This window comes from Aestuariibaculum sp. M13, assembly GCF_024723255.1.
Classification (GTDB): Bacteria; Bacteroidota; Bacteroidia; order Flavobacteriales; family Flavobacteriaceae; genus Aestuariibaculum; species Aestuariibaculum lutulentum.
In genome coordinates this window covers 312,255-327,439 of record NZ_JANIAC010000002.1, presented here as the reverse complement: position 1 = coordinate 327,439, position 15,185 = coordinate 312,255, and the positions used below count along the sequence as shown (strand labels likewise).

Here is a 15,185-nt window from a genome sequence, read left to right as displayed (position 1 = left end):
CGTTGCATAGCTAGGTCCTAAAGTATTTCCAAAAGGAAACTAACGACACTGTAGCCCAAACACCTTCTAAAATAATAAAGGGCCAGTAGTTTAAAAGTACTGAAGCAAAGCATGCTGTTGAAGCTCCAATAAAATTTAGGAGTATAAAAGCCATATGCGTATTTGAAATTCTGTTACTAACGTTCAAAATATAAGCCAGGAGAATTAATGAAACGCCAATGAAGCCAATCCAGTCTGTTAAATTCATTTTAGTCCTTTTGATTTAATTGTTTAACAACCCTTGCCGGATTACCAACCGCCAAACAATCGGCAGGAATGTCTTTTGTAACAACCGATCCGGCACCAATTACTGAACGGTCGCCAATAGTAACTCCAGGGCATATAGTTGCATGGCCACCTATCCAGCATTCCTCACCAATGGTTATAGGGCGCACGTCTTCCCATACGCGTCTATCTTTAATATTTAGCGGATGTCTCGCTGTATAAATATGAACGCCTGGAGCAATAAGTGTTTTTCTGCCGATAGAGACTTTTGCGCCATCGAGAATAACAGCTCCAAAGTTTATGAATACGCCATCACCGGCAAAAATATTTTCTCCGTAATCACAATAAAAAGGTGGTTCTAAGTGAATGTTTTTAGCCGAATTTGGGCACAATTCATTTATGGTATCCTGAAACTTATCGGTGTAATATTCAGTAACGTTTAGTTTGTGCAGAATATGTTTTACTTTGGTTCTGATGGCGATCATTTCTTCACCATGTGCATCGAAAGGCTCTCCGGCAAGCATTTTTTCCTTTTCTGATTTCATCTGTTTATATTTTATTTTTTTTTATTGTCAGATGGAATGCCCTAATTAACATATCGGTTTGTTTGTAACTTATTAACAGTGGGCATTACATATTTAAACATTTGAGATAATAAATTTACGAGTTATTTACTTCAATAAAAAAGCGTTCCACAATTGAAACGCTTTTTTATTAGTAATGCTGATTCCTTTTTTCTTTATATCGGTTTATAAATTTTTCATCTAATTCATCAGAGTCTTTATATTTTACACGCATTTCTGCTAATTCTTTTTTCAGTCTGGTAACAACTTCAGCATAATCAGGATGGTTGTAAACATTATTCATTTCTTGCGGATCGTTTTTAAGGTCGTATAACTCCCATTCATCAACATCGTAATAGAAGTGAATGAGTTTGAATTCCTTGGTAGCTATACCATAATGACGTTTAACCGAATGTTCGGCAGGATATTCGTAATAATGATAATACACACCATCACGAGTCCATTCTTCGGTTTTTCCTGTTAGTAGCGGCATCAAACTTTCTCCTTGCATATCATCAGGAATGGCTATTCCGGCTGCTTCTAAAAAGGTTTGTGCAAAATCTAAATTCTGAACCATTTCATCACTCGTTATACCTGGCTCAATTTGGTTAGGCCATTTAATCATTAAAGGCGTTCTGAAAGATTCGTTATACATAAAGCGTTTATCGAACCAGCCATGTTCTCCTAAGTAAAACCCTTGATCGGAAGTATATACTACAATGGTGTTATCCTCTAAATCATGGTCTTCTAAATAGTCTAAAACACGACCAATATTATCATCAACAGTAGAAATACATGCTAAGTAGTCCTGCATGTAACGTTGGTATTTCCAACGCATTTTGTCTTCATCAGTCATTGTTGGCCAACGGTCTTTAAAATCCTTATTGATAGCATCTAAAATAGGCATGTATAAGGCTTTTTGCTCTTCATTCATTCTTGAAAAATCACCGTGATTGAACATGCCTGTGTTTCTTTTATCGGTGTTTGCGCCAAGAGCATCAACAGTTTCAGGAAACACTTTCAAGTCGTAAGACAACAACATGTGATTTAATATGTTCATCTCGGAAGTTTTAGCAGCCGTTCCTCTGTTGGAATAATCGTCGAATAAAGACTCTGGTTCAAGGAATGTACGTTGAGAATAAGCTTTAAACCTATCTGGTTTAGGCCACCAGGCACGGTGTGGCGCCTTATGAAGATACATTAATAAGAATGGTTTAGTGGTATCTCTTTTTTTATCCATCCATTCAATAGACATATCTGTGATAATATCTGTAGCATAGCCTTCCTTCTTAACTATTTCTCCGGTTGTAGTAATAAAATCAGGATTAATATAATTCCCTTGTCCAGGAAGAATCATGAAGTCATCGACACCTTTGGGACTATTTCCAAAATGAAGTTTTCCAAACATTGCGGTTTGATAACCCGCCTTTTGAAATAATTGTGGGAATGTAACCTGAGTGGTGTCAAAAGGGGACAGGTTATCTATTTTTCCATTAATATGTGTGTGCTTTCCGGTAAGAATTGTTGCTCTTGATGGGGCACATATGGAATTGGTAACTGAGGCATTGGTAAATAAAATTCCATCGTTGGCTATCCTGTCAATATTTGGTGTTGTTGTTAACTTATCACTATAGGCACTTATAGCCTGATAAGCATGATCGTCGGACATGATAAAGATAATATTCGGACGTTTTGATGTTGTTTCTGTTTTATCTTGAGTTTTATTTGCTTTCCCGCAAGAAATCAGTAATGATAGTGATAAGGTTAGGGTCGAAAATTTTTTAAAATTCATAGTTGATTTTAAGTAGAAAATTTGAAAGTTTTAGTTTGAGTAGTAAATATAAACATTCATATCAATTCGTTCGAACAAAAAAAAAGCGTTTCAATTTGAAACGCTTTTCAGTATTATTTTAAAAGGAAATCTTTTAGATCATCGTAAGTAGAAATAACTACAGATTCTTTTTCTTTATCCATTACTGCTTGAATTTGTTCTGGAAACGATTGTTTTTCTTTAATGACATCCTCAACAATATCTAAAAACTTTGTTGGATGGGCCGTTTCTAAAAATACGCAATGTGCATCTGGTTCTAATTCCAAATAGTCTTTACAACCTAAATAGCCTACAGCGCCATGCGGATCGGCAACGTAGTTGAAATCTTTGTACATTTCCAGCATCGCTTCTTTGGTCTCAGCATCAGAATAACTAAAAGAGGTTAAATTCTCTTTTAGGTTTTCAAAATCGTTTTTGTAAATCTCCTGAATACGGATAAAATTACTCGGTGCTCCAACATCCATGGCATTACTTATGGTTTGAACCGATGGTTTTGGTTCGTACAATTTCGTAATCAAATAGCGCGTTACCACATTATTAGCATTGTTTGAAGCTACAAAATGCTTGATTGGCAACCCTAATTGTTGAGCCATCATACCAGCACAGATATTACCAAAGTTTCCACTCGGAACAGAAAATACAATGTCTTTATATTGTTTGTGTAATTGCTTGTACGCAAACATAAAATAGAACAATTGCGGTAACCAACGCGCTACATTAATAGAGTTAGCCGATGTTAGCTGCATCTGGCTGGTTAAGCTTTCATCTAAAAAGGCTGTTTTAACCATGGCCTGGCAATCATCAAACGTGCCGTTAACTTCTAGTGCTTTAATATTTTGTCCGAGAGTAGTTAACTGCTTTTCTTGAATATCGCTTACTTTTCCGCTTGGGTAAAGAATTACTACATTAACACCCTTTACACCTAAGAAACCATTAGCAACTGCACCACCAGTATCACCTGATGTAGCAACTAAAACCGTAACCTCTTTATCGTTATCTTGATTAAAATATCCTAAACAACGTGCCATAAAACGGGCTCCAACATCTTTAAAGGCCATAGTAGGGCCATGAAATAATTCAAGCGTTGAAATGTTTTCGTTTAATTTCACTATCGGAAAATCGAAAGACAAGGTTTCTTCAACGATAGTTTTTAGAATGTCTTCCGGGATTTCAGGAGAAACGAATTGTTTAATAGCTTCGAAAGCAATTTCGCTATATGACAAATTATCAATATTATCGAAAAAAGACTGAGGAAGTGGTGTAATACTTTCAGGGAAGTATAAGCCTTTATCGGGTGCCAACCCTTTTATAACGGCATCTCTAAAAGATGTATTTAGTGCTTGTTGGTTTAATGAGTAATAGTTCATTTTATTATCAAATAATGATGAATAGTTAGTTTAAAACTTTAATTCCGTTAGTGTTAATCTTAGTCACGTGAATTTCGAAATCAATATTTGTCTTCGAGTAAACCTGACTCATGGCTTCTTTAACCTTTTGCGCCGTTTCTAACCCTTTACTTAATGAAAAAATAGAAGGGCCTGAACCTGAAATTCCGGCACCTAACGCTCCCGCTTCAATAACAGCTTGTTTAACGTCGTGGTAATTCGGAATTAACTGACTTCTGTAAGGTTCGACAATGACATCTTGAAGTGAACGCTGAATTAATCCATAATCGCTGGTATGTAAACCATGAATTAAACTTCCAAAGTTAGCCCATTGCGTAATGGCATTGCTTAACGCCACCTCTTTTGGAAGAATGGCTCTGGCTTCTGAAGTTTTTATTTCTATTTGCGGATGTATGATCGTAGCGTATAAATCTTCCGGTGATGGGATTTCTAAAATCTCTAAAGGACTGATACTTTTTACCAAAGTAAAACCACCAAACATGGCAGGCGCAAGGTTATCGGCATGTTCACATTTACTGGCTAAAGCTTCACCTTTAATAGCAAATTCGGTTAATTGCGTTTTGTTAAACGGACGACCAATAAGTTCGTTCATACCGAAAACACTACCAACTGCGCTGGCAGCACTGCTACCAATACCACTACCTGGCTTGATGTTTTTATAGATTTCAATTTCAAAACCGAAGTCCACATCTATAGCATTGTACATGGCTAAAGCTGAAACTCCGGCCACATTTTCTTCAGCGTTATAAGGTAAATCGAAACCTTCAATATGTGTGATATGGATGCCTTTTCGTTCTACCTTTCTAATAACCATGTCGTCTCCTACACTGTCAAGGCAAAATCCTAAAACATCGAAACCACAAGCCACATTGGCAACGGTAGCAGGTGAAAATATTTTTATTTCGTTCATCTTTTCTAATAAATAGTTCTCAGCAGCACTTGAGCAAAAGCTGGAATTTTGTTTGTGTAATGTCATCCTTTCTTGTTTTAGTTAGATAACAGTTTTAATTATTTCCAATTCTTATAATATCGGCAAATAAACCAGAAGCCGTTACATCGGCACCAGCACCAGCTCCTTTTATAATCATTGGTTGGTTCGCGTAACGGTTAGTGTAGAACATAACAATGTTATCGCTACCTTTCAAATTATAAAACGGGTGATCGCTTGGGATTTCCTGTAAGCTAACACTTGCTTTTCCGTTGTTAAATTGGGCTACATATTTTAACTGGCAATCTTTCGCTTTCGCTGACGCATATAATGCCTGGTAATGAGCTTCATCTTCAATTAAAGTCTGATAGAAATCGTCTACAGAGTCACTTTTTAAACCGGCTTCCGACAAGAAAGGTGTGTTTTCAATATCTTCTAAATTCATTTCAATACCACTTTCTCTGGCAAGAATTAAAATTTTTCTGGCTACATCAACACCACTTAAATCAATTCGTGGATCTGGTTCTGTGTATCCTTCGGCTGCAGCCTGTTTTACAATATCATAGAACTTATTTGTATCATTAAAATTATTAAAAACGAAGTTTAAACTCCCTGATAATACGGCATGAATAGATGTTACTTTATCTCCAGAAGCCACCAGATTATTAAGTGTATCCATGATAGGCAGACCGGCACCAACATTAGTTTCAAATAAAAACGGCGCATTGTATTTAAGAGATAGACGCTTCAATAATTTATAATTGTCATAATCGCTTGAGCATGCAATTTTATTACAGGCAACTACGCCTATACTTTGACGCAAATATTTTTCGTAAAGTGAAGCTACATCCTTATTCGCAGTTACGTCAACGAAAATACTGTTGCGTAAGTTTAAAGATTTTGTTTTTTCGAAGAAACCATCCAAAGAAGCCTGCTCACCGTTTTCAAGTTGTTCTTTCCAGTCACTTAATTCGATGCCGTCTTCATTGAAAATCATTTTTCTTGAATTCGATAAACCAGCTATACGCAAGTTGATTTTTAAATTTTCTTTTAAATATTTACGTTGTTGTTTAATTTGCTCTACTAATTTTTCACCCACATTACCAACGCCGGTAATAAATACGTTTAGCTGTTTGGTTCTCGATTCGAAAAATTGTTCGTGTAACGTATTAAGCGCCTTTTTTACATCTTTTTCTGCAATAACCGTTGAAATGTTTTTCTCTGATGCTCCTTGGGCAATGGCACGTATATTAATATTGTTTCGACCTAAAGCGCTAAACATTTTTCCGCTAATACCCTGGTGGTTTTTCATATTATCACCAACTAAAGCAATGATTGAAAGACCGGTTTCAACAATAATCGGATTGATTTTATGAAGCTGAATTTCGTTTTCAAACGTCGCATCTATGGCCGATTTCGCTAAATCTGCATCCTTTTCATCAATACCTAAACATATAGAATGTTCAGATGACGCCTGAGTGATTAAAATCACATTAATTTTTTCCTGAGATAAGGTTTCAAATAAACGCTTCGAAAAACCCGGAATACCAACCATACCACTGCCTTCTAAAGTCAGCAAGGCAATGTTACTAATATTACTAATCCCTTTTACTACAGAGCCATTTACAGGAGCTTCATCGTTAGAAATTACGGTTCCGGCAGCTTCCGGCTCTAAAGTGTTTTTTATATGAATAGGAATATTTAAGTCCAGTACAGGTTGCACTGTTGGAGGGTATAATACTTTAGCTCCAAAGTGCGATAATTCCATAGCTTCCTGATACGATATTTTTTCAATAGGGTAGGCCTGCTTGACTAGTTTTGGATTAGTCGTAAACATACCACTTACATCTGTCCAGATTTCTAATTGTTCCACTTTTAAAGCAGCGGCAACAATAGCAGCTGTAAAGTCCGATCCTCCACGACCTAAAGTAGTTTGTTCGCCTAATTTAGATTTTGAAATGAACCCCGGAAGAATGGTAATTTTTTGAGTAGCACTATTAAAATAGTCCTGAATATTTTTATTTGTTAAGTCGTATTTAACTTCTGCTTTTGTGAAGTTGGAATTAGTAACGATGAGCTCCTGTGAGTTTTTAGAATTAGCTGAAATGCCCCGATTCTTCATTGTTTCAGCAATAATGTACGATGATAATAATTCGCCAAAACTAACTAATTTATCAGATGTTTTTGGCGATAATTCATTAATTAAAAAGATACCATCTAATAAACTTTTAAGGGCATTTAATTTTTCATCTACAAAAGAAATGATTGATGAACTGTTTCCTAAATTAAGTTCATTAATAATGTTAAAATGAATGTCTTTAATTAAGTTAAAGGTATCGATATATTGTTGCTCTTTATTTTGAGCCTGTTTACCAGCTAAAAGCAGTTTGTCTGTAATGCCACCAACAGCCGAAACCACACAAGCAATGGTATCGTTTTTAGAATAGTTTTCTAATATATTTATAACGTTGTTGATGTTTTTCGATGAACCTACAGATGTTCCTCCAAATTTTAAAACTTTCATGTTTTAAGAAATTGTTTGTTTAGTTAAATATGTTGTTTGGTTGTAATTGTAGAATTACAAAATGAGCCTGAAGAATATATAATTAGCAACCCCAAGGGGTTGTAATAATTGTAGTTGTACCGAAAATAGTAGTGTATCCTTTTGAAGAAAAAGGATGCATTGTGCTAATATTTTGGGTTAAAAGATTCATTATTTCTGTAATAGTACTTTCCAAAAGTATTATTTTTAATGTAATAAAAAAACAAATCTAATTTTTTTACGGTATTCTTATATTGAATCGATTTTCGTTTAATAAAATTCACGAAAGGAATTGAGAAATGAATATTCAACAAAATAATTTTAAGATAATATTAAGAAGTTATAAACAGGAAGTTTTTTAAAACATAAAAATATAAATGAAAATATTTTCGAAGGAACAGGTTTATGAAGGCGATCGTTTAACTGTAGAACGTCAACAAATATCGTCTGCAGATCTTATGGAGCGGGCAGGAATGGCAATTTTTGATTGGTTTCATCGGCGCATGCAGGGTGGGCAAGTACCCATTCATATTTTTTGCGGAATAGGTAATAATGGAGGTGATGGGTTAGTTTTGGCGAGGCATCTTATTCTGGATGGGTATAATGTAAAAACCTATATCGTTAATTATAGTGATAAGCGTTCTAAAGATTTTTTAATTAATTACGACCGTATTAAGCAAACCACAAAGGATTGGCCAACATTATTAAAGGAAGGTGATGACTTTCCTGAAATAGGAGAACGCGATATAATTGTTGATGCCGTTTTCGGAATTGGCTTAAACCGACCTATGCAGCAATGGGTTTTATTATTGTTTAAACATTTTGATGAGTCAAGAGCCTTTACGTTGTCGGTAGATATTCCTTCCGGGTTACAAACCGATAAAGTTCCTGAGAGTGATTTGTGTGTCGTGAAAGCGAATTATACGTTGAGTTTTGTTACACCTAAACTCGTGTTCTTCTTGCCAGAAACCGCAAAGTTTACAGATCAATGGGAAGTATTAGATATTGGTTTTGACCAGCAATATATTTTTGAAACGGAAACTGAAGCTAATTTAATTGGTAAAAACGAAGTTATTCCTTTATATATTCCGCGAGATAAATTTTCACATAAAGGTAGTTTTGGCCATAGTTTGATTATTGGAGGAAGCTACGGAAAGATTGGTGCGGTAACCTTGGCAAGTAAAGCAGCCCTTACGGTGGGCTCAGGATTGGTTACGGCTTATGTTCCAAAATGCGGCTATATACCTTTGCAATCTGGATTTCCAGAAGCGATGGTTATAACTGATAAAAATGAGGAGAAAATCACGAATATTTCTTTTGTGATTAAGCCTACGGTTATAGGTTTGGGTGTAGGAATTGGAACTGCAGCGCCAACAATTAAAGCTTTGGAAGTTTTTTTTAAACAAAATAAAATACCGTCTGTAATAGATGCTGACGGAATAAATATATTGTCCAGAGCGCCTGAGTTATTAGACTTATTACCATCTGAAACGGTTTTAACGCCACATCCTAAAGAATTAGAACGATTAATAGGCGAGTGGACTGACGATTTTGATAAGCTTAATAAGGTAAAAGCCTTCTCAAAAAAACATAATGTCATTGTAATTATTAAAGGCGCACATACCATTACTGTCTATCAAGAGAAACTTTATATCAATTCAACTGGGAATCCCGGATTAGCCACAGCAGGAAGTGGTGATGTCTTAACGGGGATGATTACAGGATTAATAGCACAAGGTTACGATCCGTTGATTGCATCTGTTTTTGGTGTTTATTTACATGGAAAATCAGCAAATATTGCTGTTGAAGATTATGGCTACGAAAGTTTAACTGCCAGTCATGTTATTAGTTACATAGGTGAAGCATATCTGGATTTGTTTAAACGACCAGAACCAACTCAGGAAGATGAACAAAATAATAAGGAACAGAAATAAAAAAAGGCAGCCTAATAGCTGCCTTTTTTTGTTTTTATAATGATTTAAATTAAATATCTAACGATGTAAATAATTCTGTTAATTTAGGATCTGAAGGTCTTGGTGCATTCGAGTTTACAATATTTCCATTCGGATCGATTAAGATAAAACGAGGAATACCGTTAATTTGGTACTCTTGAACAAAAGATGATTTCCAATCACTATCAGCAAATAACTGAACACCTTTAAGTTCTTTTTCAGCAACCATAGATTTCCATTTTTCAAAATCTTTTTGTTGGTCAATTGAAATACTTACAAATTCGATGTTATTATCATGAAACTTTTCTTCAGTTTCTTTTAAGAAAGGAATTTCACGTTTACATGGTCCGCACCAGGTTGCCCAAACATCAACGTAAACATATTTCCCTTTTAAGTCTGAAAGCGATGTTTTTCCTCCTTCATAATTTACATAATCGGTAAAGGTTGGAGAAGGTTTTCCTTCCGCTAAGGCCATTAACTTATTATATTTTTCAGTGATGATGGCATTATTTTCTGAGTTTGTAGAGTTTTCAATGTATAAGTTATAAAACGCTTCAACATCCTCTGCGCGACCAATGTATTGGTTTGCAAACTCGAAAGCCAAAGCATTTTTCATATCGGTATTTGTAATTGTTGCTACAGATTTTAAGTAAGCTACTTCATAATCAATGGAATCATTTTTAACTAATTCCTGTGCTTTATTTCTGTAGTGAGCGGACACTAAGTTTTTATAATAAGTTGAGTATTTAAAATCCTCTTGGTTTGAAAAATCTACGTTTTCTAATTCTTTCATGAATTCTTCAGAGACCTTGAATGTTGGATTTTGCGTTAAAGCTCGATGCGCATTTTCGTAGTTATCATGAAGCATTAAATAGAAGTAATTTATATTTCTTAACTCTTTGGCTTTAAACTCTTCAGGTAAACCTTTAGTTTCATTAAGTAAAGCAGAAAGTTCGGTCTTAATATCATTTAACTTAGCTTTATAAACGGCTTCTTCAAGCTTATATGTCTCTCTGGGTTTACCGAAAAGTTCACCTTCTTTTTTTCTTTTAGCAATTAAGTAATTGTTAATTTCAGCACCCTTGCCTGTAATAGTTAAAGAATTTTGAACATCGTTAATATCATAATTAACATTTAAATTAAAACCAGGTTCAACATAAAGGTAAACAGGTGTCTTTCCGTCGTATAGAGCGTAAAGATTTTTATTAGTATTTAGAGTATCTGCAAAAGTACCGTTTTCAGCAACCATTAAATCTTCTTTAACAGACCCATCAGGCGTATTAATGGTTACTTTGGCGTTGGTTTTAAAATTTGTAATAGTTCCACCAATAAGGGCGTAATCTACTTGTGGCGTTTCTTTACAGGCTATCATAGCAACAGCTGTAGATAAGATTAGTAGTTTTTTCATGTTTGATTTTAGATTTAATGTTCTCAAAAATATAAAAACACATGGTTTAGCTGGCAACTTTCACTTAATATTAACGATTGAATATTACTGGTTTCTTATTATTTTTAAAGTTGCGGAAAGATATAGAAGGGCAGGTTTTGGAGATGAAAGACATTGTTAAAAATCTGTTAATCGTTTAAATGTGCGGATGGTCTAAAAATAAATTATAAGGTAAAATCTTCTTGCTTAACAGTATTTTATTACATATATTTGTTATAACCCATTCTCTCATATGCTTTTCATATTTATATTATTATTCTCTTTAATAGTTAAAAGCGCATTTTGATTAATAGCAGTTTGAAATGCCCTATTTTCATCCTTGTACTATCAAGTTTACTTGAGTAATTTGTTATATAATTGCTTTGGTTTTCTGGAACTTTTCTTTTGTTGGGTAAGCCGCCCTATTTATCTCTATACTTTATGTTTTAGGCTATTACAGCTTAAAGAATTTGAACTTTACGACTGTTAGGTAATTAAAATGCCCACATGTCACCCTGTTCTGAAAGAACACCTGGAGTTGCTAAGCAAGTTTAGATGTTTCGAACTTTACGATTGTTGTGTTAACATATTTACTAATTAAAACTACTGTTATGTTAATGAACAATTTTACTCAACGATTTACTAATCAAACAGCGTATTACTGTTGGTTATCAAAGCATGTTAAACGAGCCTTAAGCTTGTTTGTATTCATGCTTTTTTTGTTTAGCGTCACTACGGTTAAGGCGCAGATTATTATTCCTGCATCTACCGAAACAAAAGCTGATTTTGGTACTGATGGAGATGTTTATAACGATACAATATCCATGTGGCCGAATACAGGAAGAGAAAAAATATTTGGTTTCGGAACGCTTGGATATGGTACTGATGATTGGTTTAAAATAGCACCTGATGGAACTACCGTCACAGGAGCAGGTGTAATTGATATTTTTTCAGCTTCAGCTTTAGCAAAAATTGCTACAATTGAAAATGGAGAAAATACCAGTATAGAATTGGGGCAATCATCACCAATTTACACAACTCCTGAAGGTGATGGTCGTGTTTGGATTGATGCCAAATATTTTAGAGATACCTATGTGAAATCCGGTAACGATCCGGATAAAACGGTTTTTGAACAGGATATTAATAAAAATTTCGATGATCCACGTGCCTGGCAGTTTAAAATAGCCAGTGTGCCAACTAAGACTGATATTATAGATGTTTATGGACATTTAAGAAGAGGAAATGTTGGTGATGAAGATGGAACAAATGAGTGGGCGTTTTTAGGCGCATCTACTGCTGATGCCGATGGTAGTAATCACCTGGATTTTGAATATTACCGGAAAAAAATACACTTGGAACCAATAGATGGACCAGAGGGAGTTAGTACCATTCAGAATATTGTTTATGATAATCCAGGTGAGGGAGAGGATTGTGGTCACACGGCGTATTATTTTGATCCTACAGATGGAGGGGTTCTTGATGATAACCATGGAGATATTTTATTGTCTGTAGATTATAAAGATGGTGGGCGTACAGCAGAAGTAACGTTATTGGTTTGGATTGATATCGATGCAATAAGTCAATTTTTAGGAACACTAACAGATTTTAATAATGATTCATTATATGATGCAAGACCTTTTGATTTTACTGGAGATTTTACACCATGTACAAACTCAATAGAAGGTGATGAATCTAATTTTGGTTACGCTGAAATTAAATTGAGACAAGGTAAAGATCAGGCTGTTTTTACACAATTAAATAATACAGGACCGAGTCCCGCTCCTTATTGGGGAACCATTGATTCAGGAAATAGTCAGCCAGTTTTAGAATACCCTACAGATACTTTTGTGGAATTTGCTATTAACGCAACAGCTTTAGGGTTTGATACACAATCGGAATCTGGTAACTGTGAAAGTACTTTAGGTTCTGTAATGGTCAAATCAAGATCCTCAGCATCTTGGACGTCTTCGTTAAAAGATTTAGGAGGGCCCTTTAATTTAGGAGATAAACCGGTGTTAGAAGTTAGCCTTGCAGGTGGTACAGCTTGTTTAGATGGTGACCCTGTATCACTTACAGCAGTACCAACACCTTCTGCGGACGATATAGCTCCAGCCCTTTATCATTATGCTTGGGAGGAAAAAACAAGTTCAGATCCAGATGTATGGTCTTCTGTAGGGGTAGACTCTCCAACTTATCCTGCTGCAACCAATGTGGCTGGAGTAAGACAATACAGAGTAACTGTGACAAGTCCTTGGGGATGTGCTGTAACTACAGAACCTGTTAATGTTGTAATATCAGCACCACCAGCTCCACAAAATGTACCTCTGTCCTCATGTGAAGGAGCTTTAGCTCTAACCACTCCATTTAGTACCTACAATACTCAATTACTTCCTGATTTAACAGATATTGTCATTGAGTGGTTTAAAAACTATGATGCAGGAACAAAGGTGTTTAGTGATAAGGTGTTAACTTTAGAAGATGTTCAAGACTTAATTGCTAAAGCCGGGTTTTATACTTTTTTTGCAAAAGTTTCAAAATCAGGGGTTGATTGTCCTATTAAAGCAGAGTTACAGTTGACTATAATTGGAGAGCCAGATGTAGATCCGATTGACCCAGTAACAGCTTGTGATAGTTATAATCTTCCAGCAATAACAGGTGATGGAGACTATTACACAGGTCCAGGAGGAACAGGAACTATGTTATCTGTAGGAGATCCAATTACTTCAACACAAACCATTTATGTGTATGCAGAAACTGGAACTGATCCAAACTGTTACGATGAAGAGAGTTTCTTAATAACAATAAATGTAACACCAGATGTAGATCCGATTGATCCAGTAACAGCTTGTGATAGTTATAATCTTCCAGCAATAACAGGTGATGGAGATTATTACACAGGTCCAGGAGGAACAGGAACTATGTTATCTGTAGGAGATCCAATTACTTCAACACAAACCATTTATGTGTATGCAGAAACTGGAACTGATCCAAACTGTTACGATGAAGAGAGTTTCTTAATAACAATAAATCCTACACCATCATGTAACGCCTATGCAGATAATGTAATGGCCTGTGTTGGAGCACCAATAACATTACACGTTATAGGTTCAGGAGGTATAGGAGAAGACGATCAAAGCACTTATAGTTTTGTATGGAGTGGCGTTGGTTCTGAATATTTAGATGATGCGACCTCAGCAAATCCTACATTATTAGGAACAGCTCCTGAAGGCATCTATAATTTAACAGTAACTGTATATGATGAAAGTTCGCAAGATACAAGATGTTCAAGTACTTGTAATGTCCAGGTAGAAGTTTATAATTGTACACCTAATTGTGAAACTGGATTTGCAGTTAAAACTGAAGTTTCTGGTGATTACACAGTTGTAGATGAGGATTATAGTAGTTGCTTCCGTAATGATGGTTTCAATCGTTGGGGATGGGTTAACAGAATACCAGCATCAGCTCAAGGTGGAGCCCCAGTTGAGTTCGATCTTTATGCTGGAGCTGGACGTTGTGACTTAAGTAAAGGCACTAATACAGGAACAGTAACAGTTGAGTATAACAACGATGGTACAGTGCAGGTATGTTATAACTTAAAACCTGGCTATGTAATGTCTGAAGCACATGTTTATATAGGTTGTGAACCTTATCCTAAAACTAATAAAGGAGCTAATACAGTAGCCCCTGGGCAATATAGTTTTAATGGAGGAGATTTAGGATACATTCAAAATTACTGCACACCAGTACTTGAAAATGTGTCAGGAGATTTCTATGTTATTGTTCATGCTGTAGTTTGTGAAAGTTATATCCCTGAAGGTTGTACTCCGTATCCAGCATCTCCAGAAGAAGGAGGTATATTTGATACTGATACCTCGAATGGATTGCCAGTTGTTGGATGTGATGTTGATACAGATGGTTGGGGTAAAGTAGGAGATACTAAAGTAACATTTACAGCTTATCCTGTGCCGTTTGAAGAAGAAGTAACGGTTAGTTACAAGTTCGAATACGATACAAATGTGAAAATAGATGTTTATGATCTTAAAGGTGCAGTGGTTAAAAAAGCTGTAAATAACAATTACAGAAAAGGAACTGTTGATAATACGAAACTGGATTTATCTCGTTTTGATGATCAAATGTTCTTTGTTAGATTAACCACAAATAAAGGAACCTTAGTTAAAAAAGTTGTTTCCTCTAAGAGACAGCAAATAAAACGACAATAAGAGTTAGTTAATTAAAATGAAAAAGGGCAGCCATTTGGCTGCCCCTTTATTTA

General features: G+C 35.4%; 9 protein-coding genes. 2 read left to right on the top strand and 7 right to left on the bottom strand.

Going from position 1 to position 15,185, the window contains the following annotated elements; genetic code table 11:
• Positions 1–10: 10 nt before the first annotated feature.
• The 6 genes from NO995_RS08565 to thrA form a co-directional block, all read right to left on the bottom strand.
• Positions 11–247 carry a hypothetical protein gene (locus tag NO995_RS08565; RefSeq protein ID WP_258227148.1) on the bottom strand — a complete coding sequence of 79 codons (237 nt, stop codon included), beginning with the start codon at positions 245–247 and terminating at the stop codon, positions 11–13.
• Position 248: 1 nt separating this feature from the next.
• Positions 249–809, bottom strand: a complete 561-nt coding sequence (locus NO995_RS08560) for a sugar O-acetyltransferase (protein ID WP_258227147.1) — start codon at positions 807–809, stop codon at positions 249–251.
• Between the two features lie 169 nt (positions 810–978).
• A complete protein-coding gene (locus NO995_RS08555) occupies positions 979–2,619 on the bottom strand; it encodes a sulfatase (RefSeq protein ID WP_258227146.1) in 1,641 nt (546 codons plus the stop codon).
• Between the two features lie 113 nt (positions 2,620–2,732).
• Complete coding sequence (gene thrC / locus NO995_RS08550) at positions 2,733–4,025, bottom strand: threonine synthase (protein WP_258227145.1); 1,293 nt, start codon at positions 4,023–4,025, stop codon at positions 2,733–2,735.
• Between the two features lie 25 nt (positions 4,026–4,050).
• Positions 4,051–4,974, bottom strand: coding sequence for a homoserine kinase (locus tag NO995_RS08545; protein WP_258227596.1), 924 nt, complete (start codon positions 4,972–4,974; stop codon positions 4,051–4,053).
• A gap of 94 nt (positions 4,975–5,068) precedes the next feature.
• On the bottom strand, positions 5,069–7,516 hold the full coding sequence (thrA, locus tag NO995_RS08540; protein WP_258227144.1) for a bifunctional aspartate kinase/homoserine dehydrogenase I: 2,448 nt from the start codon (positions 7,514–7,516) through the stop codon (positions 5,069–5,071).
• 395 nt (positions 7,517–7,911) lie between these two features.
• On the opposite strand from thrA, the gene NO995_RS08535 reads away from it, so the two are divergent.
• A complete protein-coding gene (locus NO995_RS08535; RefSeq protein WP_258227143.1) occupies positions 7,912–9,468 on the top strand; it encodes an NAD(P)H-hydrate dehydratase in 1,557 nt (518 codons plus the stop codon).
• Positions 9,469–9,517: 49 nt separating this feature from the next.
• Here the strand turns inward: NO995_RS08535 and NO995_RS08530 are convergent, their stop codons facing one another.
• On the bottom strand, positions 9,518–10,894 hold the full coding sequence (locus NO995_RS08530) for a TlpA disulfide reductase family protein (protein WP_258227142.1): 1,377 nt from the start codon (positions 10,892–10,894) through the stop codon (positions 9,518–9,520).
• A gap of 635 nt (positions 10,895–11,529) precedes the next feature.
• On the opposite strand from NO995_RS08530, the gene NO995_RS08525 reads away from it, so the two are divergent.
• A complete protein-coding gene (locus NO995_RS08525) occupies positions 11,530–15,132 on the top strand; it encodes a T9SS type A sorting domain-containing protein (RefSeq protein WP_258227141.1) in 3,603 nt (1,200 codons plus the stop codon).
• Positions 15,133–15,185: the final 53 nt, after the last annotated feature.